General features: G+C 71.6%; 18 protein-coding genes and 1 pseudogene. 7 read left to right on the top strand and 12 right to left on the bottom strand.

Annotated features, from left to right (window positions below; all coding sequences use genetic code 11):
* Window positions 1–96: 96 nt before the first annotated feature.
* Genes CLT68_RS08965 through pdxH form a run of 4 tightly spaced genes read right to left on the bottom strand, consistent with a single transcriptional unit; the run spans window position 97 to window position 3,571 of the window.
* The gene (locus tag CLT68_RS08965; RefSeq protein WP_099850066.1) at window positions 97–699 is read right to left on the bottom strand and encodes a nitroreductase family protein; all 603 of its coding nucleotides are present in this window, start codon (window positions 697–699) and stop codon (window positions 97–99) included.
* Entirely contained in the window at window positions 699–1,628 is a 930-nt protein-coding gene (locus tag CLT68_RS08960) for an aldose 1-epimerase family protein (RefSeq protein WP_099850064.1), read from the bottom strand. The genes CLT68_RS08965 and CLT68_RS08960 overlap by 1 nt, the downstream gene beginning before the upstream one ends.
* A gap of 18 nt (window positions 1,629–1,646) precedes the next feature.
* Entirely contained in the window at window positions 1,647–2,945 is a 1,299-nt protein-coding gene (locus CLT68_RS08955) for an MFS transporter (RefSeq protein WP_099850062.1), read from the bottom strand.
* On the bottom strand, window positions 2,942–3,571 hold the full coding sequence (pdxH, locus tag CLT68_RS08950; protein WP_099856947.1) for a pyridoxamine 5'-phosphate oxidase: 630 nt from the start codon (window positions 3,569–3,571) through the stop codon (window positions 2,942–2,944). Before pdxH ends, CLT68_RS08955 begins: the two co-directional genes overlap by 4 nt.
* A 279-nt stretch (window positions 3,572–3,850) precedes the next feature.
* Between pdxH and CLT68_RS08945 the strand changes: the two genes are divergently transcribed.
* The 3 genes from CLT68_RS08945 to sepH all read left to right on the top strand — a co-directional run bounded on the left by CLT68_RS08945 (window position 3,851) and on the right by sepH (window position 7,557).
* Complete coding sequence (locus tag CLT68_RS08945; RefSeq protein ID WP_030329620.1) at window positions 3,851–4,957, top strand: citrate synthase 2; 1,107 nt, start codon at window positions 3,851–3,853, stop codon at window positions 4,955–4,957.
* 207 nt (window positions 4,958–5,164) lie between these two features.
* Window positions 5,165–6,292: a phosphoserine transaminase gene (serC, locus tag CLT68_RS08940; protein ID WP_088951231.1), complete on the top strand. Its 1,128-nt coding sequence runs from the start codon at window positions 5,165–5,167 to the stop codon at window positions 6,290–6,292.
* A gap of 185 nt (window positions 6,293–6,477) precedes the next feature.
* The gene (gene sepH / locus CLT68_RS08935; RefSeq protein ID WP_088951230.1) at window positions 6,478–7,557 is read left to right on the top strand and encodes a septation protein SepH; all 1,080 of its coding nucleotides are present in this window, start codon (window positions 6,478–6,480) and stop codon (window positions 7,555–7,557) included.
* Between the two features lie 174 nt (window positions 7,558–7,731).
* Here the strand turns inward: sepH and thpR are convergent, their stop codons facing one another.
* The 5 genes from thpR to CLT68_RS08910 all read right to left on the bottom strand — a co-directional run bounded on the left by thpR (window position 7,732) and on the right by CLT68_RS08910 (window position 12,396).
* On the bottom strand, window positions 7,732–8,316 hold the full coding sequence (gene thpR / locus CLT68_RS08930; RefSeq protein WP_099850060.1) for an RNA 2',3'-cyclic phosphodiesterase: 585 nt from the start codon (window positions 8,314–8,316) through the stop codon (window positions 7,732–7,734).
* Window positions 8,317–8,323: 7 nt separating this feature from the next.
* On the bottom strand, window positions 8,324–8,833 hold the full coding sequence (locus CLT68_RS08925) for a hypothetical protein (RefSeq protein WP_099850058.1): 510 nt from the start codon (window positions 8,831–8,833) through the stop codon (window positions 8,324–8,326).
* A gap of 161 nt (window positions 8,834–8,994) precedes the next feature.
* Window positions 8,995–10,278, bottom strand: coding sequence for an MFS transporter (locus CLT68_RS08920; RefSeq protein WP_088951225.1), 1,284 nt, complete (start codon window positions 10,276–10,278; stop codon window positions 8,995–8,997).
* Between the two features lie 73 nt (window positions 10,279–10,351).
* Window positions 10,352–10,801, bottom strand: a complete 450-nt coding sequence (locus CLT68_RS08915; RefSeq protein ID WP_199177009.1) for a MarR family winged helix-turn-helix transcriptional regulator — start codon at window positions 10,799–10,801, stop codon at window positions 10,352–10,354.
* A gap of 116 nt (window positions 10,802–10,917) precedes the next feature.
* Window positions 10,918–12,396 (bottom strand): NCS2 family permease, encoded by a 1,479-nt coding sequence (locus tag CLT68_RS08910; RefSeq protein ID WP_088952161.1) that lies wholly within the window; start codon window positions 12,394–12,396, stop codon window positions 10,918–10,920.
* A gap of 88 nt (window positions 12,397–12,484) precedes the next feature.
* Between CLT68_RS08910 and CLT68_RS08905 the strand changes: the two genes are divergently transcribed.
* The gene (locus CLT68_RS08905) at window positions 12,485–12,730 is read left to right on the top strand and encodes a DUF2530 domain-containing protein (RefSeq protein WP_088951224.1); all 246 of its coding nucleotides are present in this window, start codon (window positions 12,485–12,487) and stop codon (window positions 12,728–12,730) included.
* A gap of 36 nt (window positions 12,731–12,766) precedes the next feature.
* Here CLT68_RS08905 and CLT68_RS08900 read toward each other — a convergent pair whose 3' ends face one another.
* Window positions 12,767–13,588 (bottom strand): DUF3027 domain-containing protein, encoded by an 822-nt coding sequence (locus CLT68_RS08900; RefSeq protein ID WP_088951223.1) that lies wholly within the window; start codon window positions 13,586–13,588, stop codon window positions 12,767–12,769.
* Window positions 13,589–13,694: 106 nt separating this feature from the next.
* Between CLT68_RS08900 and CLT68_RS08895 the strand changes: the two genes are divergently transcribed.
* Window positions 13,695–15,296 (top strand): MFS transporter, encoded by a 1,602-nt coding sequence (locus CLT68_RS08895; protein WP_099856943.1) that lies wholly within the window; start codon window positions 13,695–13,697, stop codon window positions 15,294–15,296.
* Window positions 15,293–15,937: pseudogene (locus tag CLT68_RS08890) on the top strand (futalosine hydrolase); the annotation flags it as partial. The gene CLT68_RS08895 and the pseudogene CLT68_RS08890, both read left to right, overlap by 4 nt.
* A 30-nt stretch (window positions 15,938–15,967) precedes the next feature.
* Here CLT68_RS08890 and CLT68_RS08885 read toward each other — a convergent pair.
* A complete protein-coding gene (locus tag CLT68_RS08885) occupies window positions 15,968–16,843 on the bottom strand; it encodes a GNAT family N-acetyltransferase (RefSeq protein ID WP_486482112.1) in 876 nt (291 codons plus the stop codon).
* Window positions 16,844–17,224: 381 nt separating this feature from the next.
* Between CLT68_RS08885 and CLT68_RS08880 the strand changes: the two genes are divergently transcribed.
* A complete protein-coding gene (locus CLT68_RS08880; RefSeq protein ID WP_088952159.1) occupies window positions 17,225–18,073 on the top strand; it encodes a 1,4-dihydroxy-6-naphtoate synthase in 849 nt (282 codons plus the stop codon).
* Here CLT68_RS08880 and CLT68_RS08875 read toward each other — a convergent pair.
* Window positions 18,034–18,420: a cold-shock protein gene (locus CLT68_RS08875; protein WP_088951221.1), complete on the bottom strand. Its 387-nt coding sequence runs from the start codon at window positions 18,418–18,420 to the stop codon at window positions 18,034–18,036. The genes CLT68_RS08880 and CLT68_RS08875 overlap by 40 nt on opposite strands.
* Window position 18,421: the final 1 nt, after the last annotated feature.

The following is an 18,421-nucleotide window of genomic DNA, read 5'->3' as shown; positions in this document are numbered from 1 at the left end:
CCAGCCTAGCCGCCCAGCGCACGACGCGTTTCGCTCCCTGATGTCAGTTTCGCTACCGGTCGTCCGATCCTCAAGCGGACAAACGGGACGGGTTGCTCAACTCCACCGACCGCGCCGCACCACCTCGTCCATCGGACGACGCCCCCGGCGCAGCGACGGTGACCGATGGTCTGCCGCTCGGTAACCGATTGTGACGGCACCGACGGGCTGGTATTCCTCCGGCACGCCGAACGCGTCGCGGTAGGGGGCGAGTTGCTGCGGCGGAATGCCGAAGAAACAGGCCCCCAGCCCTTCGTCCACGGCGGTGAGCAACATCAGCAGGGCCGCGAAGCCGGTGTCCACGTGCCAGTACGGCACCGGCCAGCGGTCGGTGGACCGGTCCGTCCACCCCTTGTCCGGCTCCGCGTACCGCCGCAGGTAGGCCGACTCGTTGGCGTGCGGCACCACGATCAGGGGTGCCCGGCGCATCCCGGCCAGCCAGCGCTCCCGCCCACCGCCGTCCGGTGTGGTGGCCGCCCAGAACCGCTCCCGGTCGGCCGGCTCCTCCAGGACCAGGAAACCCCAGCCCTGAGCGAACCCGGCCGACGGTGCGCGGACCGCGTGGTCGAGCAGCCGGTCCACCACGTCGGGCGGGACGGGGCGGTCCGGGTCGTAGTTGCGCACCATCCGCCGACGCCGGACGACCTCGGCGAACTCCATCAGGCCCCGGGCCGGATGCCCCAGGCACCCCGCCAGGTCGTAGCAGGCTTGAGCGTGAGCACGTCCCGGCCCGAGCGGAACGCGTCCGGCGGGCAGGTCATCGGCTCGATCGCCACCGAGCGGCGGTGCCGGTCACCGGTGAGCGCGTCCCCGGTGAACACCTGCCACCAGCCGAACTCCGCGTCCGCCCAGATGCTCACCCCCGCCGAACCGTCCGGCGCGGACAGGCTCACCGACGAGCCGCCGTCAGCGTCGCGGATCACCTCGCCGAAGCAGAGATCCAGTTCGACGGCGCCGATCCGGCGCGGGCTGGTCCAGTCGTACTCGGTCCCGGCCACCGGGGTCGCGCCGACCGGCAGCAGCCGACCGTCCACCAACAACCGGGTACGGGTCGGGAGCCGCATGACCAGGTCGTCGACCGCGACGCCCGGCAGCTGCAGGTAGGGGTGCACGGAGAAGCCGAACGGCGCGGCCTCCCCGCCGATGTTGGTCACCTCGTGCTCGGCGCGCAGCCCGTCCGCGCCGACGCTCCACCGGCTGAGCAGCCGCAACGGCCACGGGTAGCCGGGCTGCGGCGGCAGGTCGTAGCCGAGGGTCACCGCGGCCTCCGACTGCTCCAGCAGACGCCACGGCACCCAGTTGACCAGCCCGTGGATGGCCACGTGCCGCTCCGGCTCGGTCAGCGGGAGCTGCAGCGCCCGCTCCCCGAACGCGTAGCGGCCATCGCGGATCCGGTTCGGCCAGGGTGCCAGCACCTGCCCGGCGCAGCCGGGGCACACCTCGTCGGTCTGGTAGCCGTCGACCAGGTCGACACCGTCGTGCCGGTACGTCCGGAGCCCACCGCCCACCTCCACGATGACGGCCTCGTGACCGGCGGCGGAGATGGTCCACTGGGCGCCGGAGAAGGGGCGCTGATCGGGGCTTTCCATGCCGGCGACCCTAACCGGTCAGGCCCGGTCGTTGCTCGACGCGGTAGTGGCCCGGTAGCGCAGCAGTGCCGGGAACGCCACCGCGAGCACGACCACGAGCACCGCCGAGGCGAGCCCGCCGGCCACCCAGGCCACCCCGCCGCCGAACCCGGCGGCCATGGTGCCGGCCCGGAGGTCGCCCAGGCGTGGGCCACCCGCCACCACGACCGTGTTGACGCCCTGGAGCCGGCCGCGCATCCGGTCCGGTGCGTAGACCAGCAGCATCGACTGGCGCAGCACCGCGCTGATCAGGTCGGCGGCCCCGGCAACGGCGAGCAGCGCGACCATCAGCCAGAGCTGCTGGGCCAACCCGGCCGCGGCGATCGCCAGGCCCCAGCCCACCACCGCGAGCACCAGGCCGAGCCCCTGCCGGCGGAGCCGGCCGATCCAGCCGGAGGTCAGCCCACCGATCATCGAGCCGATCGCGATGGCGCTGTAGAGCAGGCCGACGGACCCACCACCGCCGAACCGTTCGTGGGCGATCTCCGGGAAGAGCGCCCGCGGCATGGCGAGGATCATCGCGATCAGGTCCACCCCGAAGGACAGCAGGAGTACGGGTGTGGTGGCCAGGTAGCGGAATCCGTCGATGACACTGGCCAGGCCGGCTCGTCGGACCTGACCGTCGGCGTTCGGCTCGGGCGGCAGCGAGGGCAGGCGCAGCGCCGCCCAGAGCATCGCGGTGAACAGCAGCGCGTCCACCCCGTACGCGATCGGCAGGACCACAGCGGTGTCCGGCGACGCGGCGAGGATTAGGCCCGCGGCCAGCGGGCCGGCCACCGAGGCGGCGGTGAAGGTCGTGTAGTTCAGGGTGGCGGCGGCTGGGACGAGGTCGTCCGGGACCAGTCGGGGCAGCATGGCACTGCGGGCCGGCGAGCTGATCGCGAACGCCACCGACTGCAACGCCATCAGCGCCAACAGGAGCACCGGGCTGCCCACGTTCAGCAGCGCCTGGACCAGCAGCCCGAGGGTGGATGCCCAGAGCAACAATGAGCCGCCGAGCAGCACCGCACGGCGGTCGCGGGCGTCGGCGATCGCGCCGCCCCAGAGCCCGAAGACCAGCAACGGTACGAAGGCCGCCACGCCCAGCAAGCCGACCCAGAGGGAGTCCCTGGTCAGGGCGTACATCTCCACCGGCACCGCGACGGCCGTGAACTGGAAGCCGAACATCGCCACGGTGTTGCCGAGCCAGAGCCGTCGGTACGCGGGCACGCGCAGCGGGCGTACGTCGAGGGCCCAGCGGCGCGCTCCGCGCGGCCGAGCCTCCTGCACACCTGTCACGGCGCCAACCGCTCGACGATCCAACCGCCCTCGTCGAGACGACGGAAGCGGAGCCGATCGTGCAACCGGCCGGCCCGACCCTGCCAGAACTCCACCGACTCGGGGTGGACCCGCAACCCGCCCCAGTGCGACGGCGTCGGGATCACGTCCTCGTCGGCGAACCGCTCGGCCACCTCCCGGTAGCTCTCCTCCAGCTCGGCCCGGCCCGACACCACCTGCGACTGCGGGCTGGCCCAGGCGCCCAGCTGGGAGCCGCGCGGCCGGCTGGTGAAGTACGCCTCGCTCGTCGCGCGGTCGACCGGCGCGACCCGCCCGGCGACCACCACCTGACGCTGCATGGGAAACCACGGAAAGACCAGGCTGGCGTACGGGTTGGCGGTCGCCTCGACGCCCTTGCGCGACAGGTGGTTGGTGAAGAAGACGAACCCCTCGGGGTCGTACCCCTTCAGCAGCACCGTCCGACCGCTCGGCCGACCGGCCGGGTCCGCGGTGCCCACCACCATCGCGTTCGGTTCGGGTAGCCCGAAGGCCACCGCGTCGGCGAACCAGCTGCCGAACTGGGTGTGCCAGTCGGCGGCCAGGTCAGCCTCGGTCAGGCCCAGGTCCGCGGCGTACTCGTTACGCATCGCAGCCGGGGCGGGTGTGTCACCCGTCACGTGCCCACTCCTTCTCGGCGGCCCCGCCAACGCCCTCCCGCGCTGGCCAGCACGCACTGCCCAGTCTCACCGAGTCCAGCGGAGATTGCGCGCCCGGGGATGTCGCGTGCAGCACAGTCGCAGCGGGTCGCGTATCCCTTACTCAGCAGGCAAGATGTTGCGAACACATCCCTGAGGGTCGCCTAAGGCGCCCGGCCGACCGGGCCGGATGAGCTGTTCGGGCGCACCGACCAGATCCAGGAGAGCGACATGGCTGATTTCAAACCCGGGCTGGAGGGCGTCGTCGCCTTCGAGACCGAGATCGCCGAACCTGACCGTGAGGGCGGCGCGCTGCGCTATCGCGGGGTCGACATCGAGGATCTGATCGGGCAGGTGTCGTTCGGAAACGTCTGGGCGCTGCTGGTGGACGGCCGCTTCGGGCCGGGCCTGCCGCCGGCGGAGCCGTTCCCGGTGCCGGTGCACTCCGGCGACATCCGCGTCGACGTGCAGTCCGCGGTCGCCATGCTGGCCCCGTACTGGGGGCTCAACCAACTGCTGGACATCTCCGACGAGCAGGCCCGCGAAGACCTCGCCCGGGTGTCGGTGACCGCGCTCTCCTTCGTCGCCCAGTCCGCCCGGGGCCTCGGCCTGCCGGCGGTGCCGCAGAAGGAGATCGACAAGGCGCAGACCATCGTCGAGCGGTTCATGAAGCGTTGGCGCGGCGAACCCGACCCGCGGCACGTCAAGGCCGTCGACGCGTACTTCATCTCGGCCGCCGAGCACGGCCTGAACGCGTCCACCTTCACCGCCCGCATCGTCGCCTCCACCGGGGCGGACGCGGCGGCCTGCATCTCGTCGGGCATCGGCGCCCTCTCCGGCCCGCTGCACGGCGGCGCGCCGTCCCGCGTTCTCAGCATGCTGGAGGCGGTGGAGCGCAGCGGCGACGCCGAGGGTTACGTCAAGGGCGTCCTAGATCGCGGTGAGCGGTTGATGGGCTTCGGCCACCGCGTCTACCGGGCCGAGGACCCGCGCGCCCGCGTGCTGCGGCGCACGGCCAAGGAGCTGGGCGCGCCGCGCTTCGAGATCGCCGAGGCACTGGAGAAGGCTGCCCTCGCCGAGTTGCAGGCCCGCCGCCCGGACCGGGTGCTGGCCACCAACGTCGAGTTCTGGTCGGCCGTGGTGCTGGACTTCGCCGAGGTGCCGGCGCACATGTTCACCTCGATGTTCACCTGCGCACGGATGGGTGGCTGGAGCGCGCACATCCTGGAGCAGAAGCGCCTTCAGCGGCTGGTGCGCCCGTCCGCCCGCTACGTCGGCCCGGAGACCCGCAAGCCGTCCGACGTCGAGGGCTGGGCCGCCATCCCGCACGGCGTCTGATTTGACACGAAAGGGGCGCCTTCTCGACGCCTGCCGTCGAGGAGGGGCCCCTTTCGTACCTCTGGGCGCGCTGAGGACGCCGGGTGTGGCGAAGGCCTCAGACCTGTCCTCGGGGGCCCGGCTTCCACCGATGGGTCCGGGTGCGAGGATGAGGGCCGGCAGTGTCGCCGGGCCCGCCCTCGCCCTTGCGGAAGGATCTTCAAGACCGTGGCTGACGCACCGACCATCCGGATTCCCGATGACATCAAGCCTGCCGACGGACGTTTCGGCTGTGGCCCGTCCAAGGTCCGCCCAGCGGCGGTGTCCGCACTTGCCGAGGTCGCGACGAGCTACCTGGGCACCTCGCACCGGCAGAAGACGGTCCGCGACCAGGTGGCGCGACTGCGCTCCGGCATCGCCGAGTTCTTCTCGCTGCCTGAGGGCTACGAGGTCGTGATCGGCAACGGTGGCACCACCGCGTTCTGGGAGGTCGCCACCTTCGGCCTGATTCGCGACCGCGCCCAGTTCGCCAGCTTCGGCGAGTTCGGCGCCAAGTTCGCCAAGTCGGTCAAGGACGCGCCGTTCCTGGGCGAGCCGACCGTCCGCAAGGCCGATGCGGGCAGCGCGCCGACGCTGGTCGCCGAGTCCGGCGTGGACGCGTACGCGACGCCGCAGAACGAGACCTCGACCGGTGTGGCGGTCCCGATCAGCCGGGTGGCCGGCGCGGACGAGGGCGCGTTGCTGCTGGTCGACGCGACCTCCGGCGCGGGTGGCCTGGAGGTCAACGTCGGCGAGACCGACGTCTACTACTTCGCCCCGCAGAAGTGCTTCGGCTCCGACGGCGGCCTCTGGCTGGCCCTGATGTCACCGGCCGCGCTGGACCGGGCCGCCGAGATCAAGGCGTCCGGGCGCTACATCCCCGCCTTCCTCGACCTGGTCACCGCGATCGACAACTCGCGGCTGGAGCAGACCTACAACACTCCGGCGCTGGCCACCATCTTCCTGGCCGCCGAGCAGACCGACTGGATGAACGCGCAGGGTGGCCTGGCCTGGGCGGCCAAGCGCACCGCCGAGAGCGCCGCCACGGTGTACGGCTGGGCGGAGCGTTCCAGCGTGGCCTCCCCGTTCGTCGGCGACCCGGCACTGCGCTCGAACGTGGTCGCCACGATCGACTTTGCCGACGAGGTGGACGCCACCGCGATCGCCAAGGCGCTGCGCGCCAACGGCATCGTGGACACCGAGCCGTACCGCAAGCTCGGCCGCAACCAGCTCCGGATGGCGCTGTTCCCGGCCATCGAGCCGGCCGATGTCGAGGCGCTGACCGCGTCCATCGACTACGTGGTCGAGCGACTCTGACGTTCGTCACGGTCGGTGTCGGTGGAGGCCTCCACCGACACCGACCGTGATCATTGCCGCAGCTCAGTCACGACATGCGGGGTGTCGCTTCCCCCACCCCGAGACAGATGCGCGTACGGTGGTCCGAGACGCCTGGGTGGCCGACTCGTGGCGTGCGGCCAGCGAAGCGGGACGGAGGCAACGCTATGCGCCCAGTACGCTTCGTCGCCCTCTCCGAGGACGGCCATGCTCTGGTTCTCGCCGACGAGGTCGGGCGGTTGCTCGCCCTGCCGATCGACGAACGGATCTCCGGTGCGCTGCACGCGGAGCCCGGTTCGCCGCCGCTCGCGGCAGCGCCGACCGCAGCCGATCCGATTCCCTCACTGTCCCCGCGGGACATCCAGGCCCGCATCCGCTCCGGTGAGTCCGCCGAGGATGTCGCCCGGATCGCCGGTGTGCCGGTCGACCGGGTGCTGCGCTATGCCGGCCCGGTCCTCCAGGAGCGGGCGATGCTCGCGCAGCATGCCCGCCGCACCCGCCTCAAGGGAGCGGAGAAGCCCACCCCGCTCGCCGAGGTGGTCAACGGTCGGCTGAGCCAGCACGGCATCGACACCGAGAAGATTTCCTGGGACGCATACCGGCGTGATGACGGCACCTGGCGGATCATCGCCACCTGGCCGTCCGGCAAGGCCACCGCACAGGCCATCTGGGATCTCGACAAGACCCGGCAGTCGGTCGCCCCGCACGACGACATGGCGCAGTATCTGTGCGCCGAGCGGCCCACGCCGATCCTCGGCCAGGAGCCCGCACCGGAGCGGGGCGGGCATGCCCTGCCGGGTCCGTCGCGCGGTGAGCCGAGCCGAGGTGGGCACGGGTTGCCGGCGGCGTCCGAGCACCCGCGTCCCGGTCGGGATCCGATCCGCGCTGGCCGCGATGCGTTGCTCGCCTCATTGGACCGCCCACTCGGCGCCTCGTCGGGCCGTGGTCTGGAACCGCGTACCCCGGCTGCTCTCGCCGGCTCGGACGCGCCCCGGCAGCGGCCGGTCGGCGGGGGTGCCGCCGCGTTGCTCGGCGGCGGCCAGGGGTCGGCCTTCGACGACGACTCGGACGCGCCCAAGGAGGTGCCGGCCGTGCCGTCGCTGGCGGTGCTGCGCCCTCGCCGGACGGGTGCTGCGGCAGCCGCTGGCGGCGAGTCCACCGATGCCAACGGCAAGCCGCGCAAGCGGCTGCCGAGCTGGGACGACGTCCTCTTCGGCAGCGGCCCGGCCGCACGCGAGTCCTCCTGACGCTTCGCGTTGACGGGTGGTGGTTCGCCACCCGTCAACGCGAAACACGTGAGCCTCATCGACGGTCTTCGCCGAACAGGCCCGCGAGGTCCTCCGCAGCAGACCGGAGGCGGCCACTGCCCAGCCGAGTCCGGACCAGGATCAGCCGGGGGTCGCCCTGACGAGGGTGCCGGGTCAGAGTGGCCAGGCGGCGAGCCGGTCGTAGCGCGATCGTCGGGAGTCGAAGTGGCTGCGGATCAGCAGCAGCTCGGTCGCCGGCCACTCCGGGCCCTGGTAGTCGTCCAGGTCGGCCTGGTCCGCCTCGATGTCGGCCAGGTCCATCCGTTCGCCCGGCCGGGCCACGGTCAGGTGCGGGCGGAACGGCCTGGCGTCGTCGCACGGCAGCCGGGCCTGCCGCAACCGGGACCGGACCAGCCCGGCGAGCACGTGCAGTGTCTCGACCTCACCTCGCAGGCCCACCCAGAGCACAGTGGACCGGCCCTGACCGAACCGACCACCGCCACCGAGGCTGAACCGGGGCGGGGCGTTCCGGCCGTCGTGGAACCCCTCGGCGGCCAGCCCGAGCGCGCTCTCCACCTCGACCAGCCGGGCCGCCTCGACGTCGCCGAGGAAGGCCAGGGTGACGTGCAGATGGGCCGGATCGGCGAGCCGGACGTTGGTGCCGCCGGCAGCCGCTGCGCCGACCCGTAGTCGCGCGACCTGCGCGCCGAGGTGGCCGACCGATTCGGGGGGCGGGTAGACCGCGACGAAGAGCCGCAACCGTCGCTCAGCGGTGCCGTTGCCGGTGGCCGGCCCGAGCCGCTGGCAGGGTCAGCCCGGCGGCGTGCAGCACACCCTCCACCCGGACCCGCTCGATCTCCTGGTCGACGCCCTCCAACTCACCAAGGTGCTCGGTGATGCCGAGGGCGCGGCAGGCGAGGCGAAGCCGATCGTCGTACGCCTGGAGCAGCGCGCCGTGCCAGACCATCGACCGGCCGGTGCCGCCGAGCCGCTGACCGCCGAGGCGGCGCAGGTCGGCGGCGAGTTGCTCCAGGGGCCGACGGTCGGTGCGGTCGAACTCGCTGAGGTCGATGTCCCTGGTCAGCGCGTCTGCCTCGATGGCCCGGTCGAGACGCGCGATCGTCCGTTTCGCCCGTCGGCGATCACGCCACTCGGACCAGCCGCAGACCACCCGGTCGAGGATCTCGTCATAGCAGAAGAGCAGAGCGAGTGCCGCCGGAAGACTGGCCACGGCGAGGAACGCCAGGGCCAGCATCAGCGCGCGTCCGACTCCCACGTATCGACGCTAAGCCCCATCGTGCCGCCCCGCCAGCGGTTTGCCCGCATCCGCGTCATCCGCTCAAGACGGCGCGTGCGGATCGGACCGCGGATGCGGCAGTGCCCGGAAGGGCCCCTTGTCATGCGAAGTCCGATGACGAGGGGGCCCTTCCGGACAGCTCAGCAGTCGGTGGACGTGACGTAGAAGCGGGGCATCGGCAGCACCCGGAAGCGCAGCCGGGCGCCGGAGTGCCGCAGCTGCCAGGTGAGGGCGATCAACGCGGCGGCCAGCGAGATCAGCCCGCCCATCCAGATGCTGGCACCGGCACCGAAGCGCTCCGCGACCCAGCCGATCAGTGGCGCGCCGACCGGGTTGGTACCCAGGAAGACCAACACCCACAGCGCCATCACCCGGCCCCGGAAGGCCGCGTCCACGCCCAACTGGACCCGCTGGTTGGCGGCCTGGGCGAAGAAGACCATGAAGAAGCCGGTCGGCACCAGCAGTGCCACGACCAGCCAGTACGTCGAGGCGAGACCGACCAGGGTGCCGAAGCTGGCGCAGGCGATCGCCGCGCCGAGCACCAGCCAGACCGACGGCCGGCTCCGCCGACCGGTGCCGCTGAGCGCACCGCCGAGCGCGCCCACGGCCAGCGCCGTGCTGAACAGGCCGAAGGAGGCGGCACCGGTGTGGAAGACCGTCTTCGCCAGCGCGGCCAGGGTCAGCTGGAAGTTGAACAGCGACATGCCGATCACCGACATGACCGCCATCGGCAGCAGCAGGTCGGGGCGGCGCGACACGTACCGCAGCCCGTCGATGACCCGTGCGGACGCCCGCTCGTCGCGCGGCAGCAGGGCGTCGCGGTGCAGGTCGGCCGTACGCATCCGGACCACGTTGACCAGGGGCGCGACGGAGCTGAGGGCGGTGAAGAGGAAGACCGGGCCGACGTCGAAGGCGGCGATCGCCAGGCCGGCGACGGCCGGGCCGACGATCCGCGCCGAGTTGAACACGGCGGCGTTCAGCGACAAGGCGTTGGGCAGCAGCGGAGTGCCGACGAGTTCGGAGACGAACGCCTGACGGACCGGGGTCTCCACGGCGTTGGCCGTGCCGAGCAGCGCGGCGAAGGCGAAGACGTGCCACAGCTGCACCAGGTCGGTGAGGACCAGCACCGACATGCCGAGCGCCAGCACGGTCCAGAAGGCGTTGGCGACGAAGAGCAGCACCCGCTTGTCGTACCGGTCGGCAAGTCGGCCGGAGAGCAGGGTGAGCAGGAGCACCGGCGTGAACTGGCAGGCGGTGACCACGCCGAGCGCGGTGGCCGAGTTGTTGGAGAGCTCAAGGACGAGCCAGTCCTGGGCGATGAACATCATCCAGACGCCGATCAACTTGATCAGCTGCCCGGATGCGAAGAGGCGGTAGTTACGGACCTGCAGGGACTGGAACATCGTGCTCAACTTGGCCTGCACTCTTCGTGCGCCTCCTTAAGAACGTACGCGTCATCGACAGGTGACGGCACGGACCCGGTGGCGCGGGCGCGGCTCAGGCGCGAGCGAGCTGCTGAAGAATCTGGGCAGCCCTCTGCAGGGTCTCCCGTTCGTCCTCGTCGAGTGCGGCCAGCCGGTGGGCCAGCCACTCGTCGCGGGCTCGCTCGAACTGGTCGAGCACGGCCTGCCCTCCTTCGGTCGCCGCGAGGATGACCTGCCGGCCGTCGGTCGGGTGGGGTGTCCGCCGCACGAGGCCGCGGTCCTCCAACTTCCCGATGATCTTGGTCATCGTCGGCGGCTGCACCCGCTCCACGTCGGCCAGCTCCCTGGGCGTCAGCGCGCCGGCCAGCCGCAGGCTGGTGAGCGCGGAAACCTGGGTGACCGTGAGGTCGCCGACCGGTCGGGCCTGGCGGACCCGCCGGTTGAGTCGGGTGATCGCATCACGCAACTGGGGAGCCAGTTGCGCCGGTGGCACGCGTTCCGCCGTCACCGTCCGCTCCATCACGTTAGTTAGCTTAACTAATGAGCCTGGCTAACGACATCCGTTATGACCAGGCTCACGAGGACGTTGGTGCTGTTCCGGGCGGGGAATCCCGTTCGATTCCCCGCCCGGAACGTACGTCAGAGCACCAGGGACTCGATCGGCCCGCGCAGGAAGTACAGCACGAACAGCACGGCCACCCCGTACAGCAACGGGTGGACCTCCCGGGCCTTACCCCGGGCCAGCTTCACCACCACGAAGGTGATCAGGCCAGCGCCGATCCCGTTCGAGATCGAATAGGTGAACGGCATCAGCACGATCGTGAGGAACGCCGGGATGGCGATCTCGTAGTCGGACCAGTCGATCGTCCGCACCGCTGTCATCATCAGGAAACCGACCACCACCAGGGCCGTCGAGGCCGCCTCGAACGGCACGATCACCACCAGCGGCGCCAGGAACATCGCCAGCAGGAAGAGCACGCCGGTGACCAGGCTGGCCACGCCGGTCCGGGCACCCTCCCCGACACCGGCGGCACTCTCGATGTACGACGTGTTGCTGGAGGTGCTGGCCGCACCACCGGCCGCCGCGGCGATCGAGTCGACCAGCAGGATCTCCTTGGCCCGTGGCGGGGTGCCCTGCTCATCGAGCAGGTCGCCCTCCTGGCCGACCGCCACCATCGTGCCCATGGTGTCGAAGAAGTCCGTGATCAGCAGCGTGAAGACGAACATCAGCACGACCAGCCAACCGGCCCGACCCCACGAGTCGAGCACGTTGAACTTGCCGAGCAGCGACAGGTCCGGCAGGTCCACCACCGTCTTCGGCAGCTCCGGCACGTTCAGCGACCAACCCTTGGGGTTGGGCTGACCGTTGACGAACGACGGGCCGATGTTGCCGATCGCCTCCACGATCACCGCCAGCACGGTCGAGGCGAGGATGCCGATCAGGATCGCACCCCGTACCCGGCGGACCACCAGCACGAGGGTGATCAGGAGGCCCACCACGAAGACCAGCATCGGCCAGCTCACCAGCTTGCCACCGATGCCCAGACCGACCGGGACTGTGGTGTTGGCGTCGTCCGGGATCCGTCGGACGAAACCGGCGTCCACCAGACCGATGATGGTCAGGAACAGACCGATCCCGACCCCGATCGCGGTCTTCATCTGGGTCGGCACCGCGCGGAACACAGCGGTCCGCAGACCGGTCAACACCAGCACAGCGATGATCACACCCTCGATCACCACCAGGCCCATCGCGTCGGCCCAGGTCATCTCGGGGGCGATCTCGTACGCCACCAGCGCGTTGACACCCAGACCGGCGGCGAGCGCCAGTGGGAACCGACCCACCACGCCCATCAGGATGGTCATCAGGCCGGCGACCAGCGCGGTCCCGGCCGCCAGCGCGGGAATGGGGAGGGTCTTGCCGTCACCGTCGACGGCACCACCCAGGATCAGCGGGTTGAGCACCACGATGTACGCCATCGTGAAGAAGGTCGCCAGGCCACCGCGTACCTCGCGGCTCATCGTCGAGCCCCGGGCGGAAATCTCGAAGAACCGGTCGAATCCGTTACGCGGGTGAGCGGGGTTGGGAGGGGTGCCGTTCTCGGGCGGCGCTACTGCCATCAGGTCCTCGCAGGTGATCTTCCGGTTGTCGCGCGCATCGTCCCAGATCACCGACGGGCAGGGGAAGTAGGTCGCGTACGCTTGCCGAATGCCGAACGAGCAGCCACCGCGGCCCGCACCACTGGACCCGCCGATGGTGCCGTTCGCCCTCGCCGGGCTGGCCGCCTGGGCGATTGCCGGGCTGGTCCTGCTGATCTTCTTTCGGGGTTGGCTGACCGACCACGGTCACCAGAACTGGCTCTGGACCTGCCTCGCCGGGTTCCTGTGGGGCTTCCCGGGCCTCGCCGTGATGATGCGGCACGACGCCAACCGACGACGTCGCCGCGCGCGCTGACCCGGCCACGCACCGGGCCACCCCCGGTGCGAACGATCAGGAGTGCCCGTACGGCTCCGCCGGCTCGGCGGCTTCCACCGAGCCCGGGGCGCGGCTGACCGACATGGCCTCCACCGCGCTGTCGTCGTACACCGTGGGTAGCTCTTCGACCGCGGTCTCGGCCGCCTCGATCAGCGTCTCGGAGTGGGCACCGCAACCGTGGTCGGCGCTCACCACCCGGCCGTCGTCGGGGGCGTAGAAGTTGCCGCACGCCCCGAACGCCTGCCGCATCGCACCGGCCAGCGGCAGGTAGAAACCGCAGGTGCCACAGCGGGCGGCGGCCGGCGCGGCAGCGGAGATGGGCGCGGCGGGGCCGTGGTCGCCGTCATACCAGCGCTGCGCCGCCTCCATGCGGCCCTCGAGGGAGAGCACGCGCGCCCGCCCGAGGCCCAGCTCCCATGCCGTCTCCTCGACCGCCGGGTCGTCGGAGAGCAGGTAGCCGGGGACCAGCCGGTCGTCATCCGGTGAGGTCGGCAGCAGATCGCCCGGACCCAGGTCGCCCGGCTTGAGCCGCTCCTGCCAGGGCAGCCAGCCGGGCGCGAGCAGCGCGTCGGAACCGGGCAGCAGCACCGTCTCGCAGATGGTCACGGTCTTGCTGCGCGACACCCGGGTGACGGTGACCGCCCACCGCCAACCGCGGTAGCCGGCGAGGAGGCATTCGAAGTAGTGGGTGACCAGCCGTTCACCCTCGGCCACAACCTGCAGGTGATCGCCGACATCGTCGGCGTCGACCTCGGTGATGCCAGCGCGGGCCACCTCGACGGCGGCGGCGCAGACCTGGTCGAGACGGGCGGCGCGGGTGGAGACAGGCCTGGTCACCTAACCATTGTTCCCTATGCGCCTCGCAGGGGTGACAGGGACTCCCGGGGAACCTTTCCCCGCAGTGGTGCGGCGTACCCGGATCAGATGGGCGAGGATGGTGGACATGCCGTCGTACTCCCGCTCCGAGCGATCCGTCCTCGGGCGGACCGTCGGCACCGGCATTCGCGCCGTTCGTCTGCTGCTGCGTGGTTCGCTGGGCAGCGGCCGCTGGGTGACCCGTCGGGCCGGCAGCGCCCGGGCCCGGGGCGCCGGTGGCGAGGTCGGCATGGTCCGCCTGTTCGACCTGCACGCGCTCTCCTGCGCCGGTGACACCCTGATCGCCATCGGCCTGGCCGGCACGATCTTCTTCAACGTGCCGCTGGGCGAGGCCCGCAGCAAGGTCGCCCTCTACCTGCTGGTGACCATGGTGCCGTTCGCCATGCTCGCCCCCGTGGTGGGCCCACTGCTGGACCACTTCCGGCACGGCCGGCGGTACGCGCTGGCCGCGACGATGCTGGGCCGTGCCTTCCTGGCCTGGTTGATCTCCGACTACATCCACGGCTTCGGGCTCTATCCGGCCGCGTTCGGGGTGCTCGCGCTGTCCCGGGCGTACGGCGTGGCCCGGTCCGCGGCCGTGCCCCGGTTGTTGCCGGAAGGACTCGGCCTGTCCCAGGTGGGCGCCCGGGCCAGCGTCTACGGCACGGTCGCGGGTGCGCTGGTCGCGCCGATCGGGTTGGCCGCGTTCTGGTTCGGGCCGCAGTGGCCGCTGCGCGTCGCGTCGGTGATCTTCCTGGTCGGCATGGTGATCTCCCTGCGTCTGCCACCGAAGGCCGATTCGGAGCCACCGGAGCGGGTCCCCCGGCCACTGCGCGCGTTGGGCCGCCGCCGTGGCGATCGGCCGCTGGGCCGAGGCCGACCCGCCGGCCGCCTGGTGATCGCGTCGCTGATCGGCGCCGCGACGCTCCGCGCGGTGTACGGCTTCCTGCTGCTCTTCCTCGCATTCGCGATCAAGAAGGGCGACCTGACCACTGTCGCGTTCGGCCGGGATCTGGGCGCCGAGTGGGCGTTGGGTCTGGTCGGCGGGGCGCTCGCGGTCGGCACCTTCCTGGCCACCGCCATCGGCACCCGACTGCGCATCCACCGGCCGACCGCCATCCAGTCCAGCAGCATGATCATCGTGGCCGGGGTGGCGGTGCTCGCCGTCATCCAGTTCTCGCTGGTGATGGTCGCCCTGCTCTGCCTGGTCGCCGCGCTGGTCAGCGGGATATCGAAGCTGGCCGTGGACGCCTCGATCCAGGAGCGCATCCCGGAGCGGCTGCGCGCGAGTTCCTTCGCCCATTCGGAGACGGTGCTGATGCTCGCCTTCGTCGCCGGTGGAGGGTTGGGGCTGGTCCCGTTCGACGGCCGGATGGGCATCGCCGTGGCCGCCGGGGTGGGCGTCCTGGCCGCGATCCGGGGTGTGCTGGTCGCCGCCCGGCTGCGCGGCGAGAAGCTGGCCGGCCGGCCGCTCGGCGACGACGAGCTGACCGAGGACGAGCCGGCCGACGAGCCTGGAGACGCCGCGCCCACCTCGCCGGCACCGGCCCAGGCCAGCTCCCCGCAGTACGACGATCCCAGCCTGGCCCCTCCCGGCTACCACATCTACCGCCCGTCCTCAGCGGTTGGCGGCCCGGGCGGCGGAGCGGACGACGAGACCCGCCGTGAGTCCCCCGGCTCAGTCTCGTGAGCGGTCTGCTGGTGGTGACCGCGGTACCAGCCGAGGCGGAAGCCGTCCGCGCCGGTCTGCCCGATCCCACCGTGACCGTCACCCCGGTTGGCGTGGGCCCGGCCGTCGCCGGTGCCGCCACCGCCCGGCTGCTGGCGCTGGCCGAGGCCGCCGGCCGCCCGTACCGTGCCGTGGTCAGCGCCGGCGTCGCCGGCGGCTTCATCGGGCGGGCCGAGGTCGGCGACACCGTGCTCGGCACCGCCAGCATCGCCGCCGACCTGGGCGCCGAATCACCGGACGGTTTCATCCCCGTCGACGAGTTGGGCATGCCGCTCGCGATGCTGGGTGTCGGCGGCGTGGTGCCGACCGACCCGGGTCTGCTGGCGGCACTGCGGGCCGCCCTCCCAGCGGCCACGACCGGGCCGGTGCTCACCGTCAGCACGGTCACCGGCACCACCGCCAGCACCGAGGAGCTGCGCCGGAGGCATCCGGAGGCGGTCGCCGAGGCCATGGAGGGGTACGGGGTGGCGGTCGCCGCCGCCCAGGCCGGGGTGCCCTTCGCCGAGCTGCGCACCATCTCGAACCCGATCGGCCCCCGCGACCGGGACGCCTGGCGACTGCGCGAGGCCCTCACCGCCCTGACCGCTGCGGCCCCAGCGCTGACCACCCAGCCTCAGCCGCAGCCCTGTGGCTCAGCCGTAGCGCCGCCGCGGGGGATTCAGCCGTAGCGCAGCGGGCCGGCTGGCCTCGATCTCGAAGCCGCAGGCGAGCAGCAGCTCGATCCCGAAACCTTCGGCGAGCGCAGCCGCGCCGTCGATTCCCGCCGCCCGCATCTCGGTGATCAACGCCGTCACTAGCCGACGACCAAGCCCCAGTCGTCGATACGGGGCAGCGACGAGCACTCCGTCGAGCACCATCTCCCGCTCCGGCATGCCCGCGTACCACCCCCCATACTCCAGGTGCGGACTCCGCTCATGCGCGCGCAGCTCACCGACCAGCTCACCGTCCGGGAGCTCGGCGACGAACCGCCAGCAGGTGTCCGGCAGGCCACCCGTGGTGAACCGTCGCACCCGGGCCGTCCGGCGCACCTCCGCGGCCCAGCGCCGGTTGTCCCGGTACCGCCGATTCAGCTCGTACGCCGCTGGTGGCAGTGGAAGCGGATAACGCTCGGGCGGCAACCGGTACCACTCCGCCCACCAGGCGCCCGGCCAGTCCCGAGGCTCATGGACCGGCCAGACGTCCAGGTGAGCCGGGTACCGGCGCCCTGCCTCGTCCCGCATGTCGTCGTGCGGAACCGGCGGCGGTGTGGGGCTGGTGGGAGCCGCCTCGGGCACGCCTATGCCAACCTCCCCGCCCGCAGCCCGCACGAGCCGCTCCACCGTCCGGAACCGGGGATCGGCCGCTCGCCCCGACTCGATCCGGGCCAGCGTGGGCTGCGGCACTCCGGCTCTCTCGGCCAACTCTCGCTGGCTCAGGTCGGCCTGACGACGCAGAGCGCGGAGCACGCCGCCAAGATCAGCGGCGGCAGCGGCACCAGTGGCGTCGGTGCGGTCGGTCGCCTCGGTCACAGGCCGATGCTCCCCGCCGGTCAGGGAGCTATCAACACCCCCACCGAGGGCTGTGGATAACCCTGTGGACAACCACTCCGGCCGGTGGATGACCCACTCCGCAGGCCCTTTGGAGCTGAATCGTTTGCGACATCGTTCCGGTCTGAACCAGCCCAGCCCTGCGAAAGCACGGCCCGGGGCTGAGCCTGACTCGTTTGCGACATCAGCTCCAAAGGGAGTGACAAGTAGATGCCCGGTCCGCCAGACATGGCCATCACCCACGCCACCGAGCATGTGCCTGCGAGCGCCCGCCGCAGTTCAATGCTGCTCGCTGACGGTGCGGATCACAGTGGGCGGGGTGGGCGCGGACGGTGTGGCAGGGGCGGGGCTAACGTGAAGGGCGTGGCGCTCTCTCTGGCGATCTCGCCCTGCCCCAACGACACGTTCGTCTTCCACGCGCTCGTGCACGGGCGGGTGCCCGGCGCGCCGCCGGTCGAGGTGACGTACGCCGACGTGGACGTCACCAACACGGCGGCCGAGCAGGGCGCCTTCGACCTGGTGAAGGTGAGCTTCGCGGCGCTGCCCTGGCTGCTCGACGACTACCACCTGCTGCCCTGCGGTGGCGCGCTCGGTCGTGGCTGCGGCCCGCTGGTGCTCACCCGGGGCGACCGCGACGGCGGGCCGGACCGCACCGACCTGACCGGCGCCACGGTGGCGGTGCCGGGTGACCGGACGACCGCGTACCTGCTGTTCCGGCTCTGGTCGGCCGGACGACCTCCGGCCCGGATCGAGGTGGTTCCGTTCCACGAGATCATGCCGGGCGTCGCGGCCGGCCGCTACGACGCTGGGCTGGTCATCCACGAGGCCCGGTTCACCTACCACCGGCACGGCCTCAGCGCGCTGGTCGACCTCGGCGAGTGGTGGGAGGCCGACACCGGCCTGCCCATTCCGCTCGGCGCGATTCTCGCCCGCCGCGGCGCGGTGGACCCGGAGGCCGCGGCCGGCTGGGTCCGCGAGTCCGTCCGGCAGGCCTGGGCGGACCCGGCGGCCAGCCGGGAGTACGTGCTGGCGCACGCCCAGGAGATGGAACTCGACGTGGTGGACCGGCACATCGGCCTCTATGTCAACGAGTTCACCGCAGACCTGGGCGAGGCCGGTTTCGCCGCGGTGGCGGCACTGCTCGACCGGGCCGCCACCGCCGGGCTGGTGCCTCAGACCTCCAGCTCGTTCGCCACCGCGTGGACCAGCTGAGCGATCTTCTGCGCGGTCTTCTTGTCCGGGTACCGGCCCCGACGCAGGTCCGGCTGGACCTTCGCCTCCAGAAGCTTGATCATGTCCTCGACGAGGCCGTGCAGTTCCTCGGCCGGTCGACGGCGCAACTCGGCCATCGACGGCGGCGCGTCCAGCAGTTTGACGCCCATGGCCTGTGCGCCCCGGCGGCTGTCCACCACGCTGAAGTCGACCCGCTGGCCACCCTTGAGGTCGGTGACACCCGCCGGCAGCGCCGCCTTGGACAGGAACACGTCGCCGCCCTCGTCACTCGTGACGAAGCCGTATCCCTTGGCCGTGTCGTACCACTTCACTCGACCCGTAGGCACC

It is taken from the genome of Micromonospora sp. CNZ299 (assembly GCF_002754415.1).
This window is presented reverse-complemented; position numbering and strand designations above follow the sequence as displayed.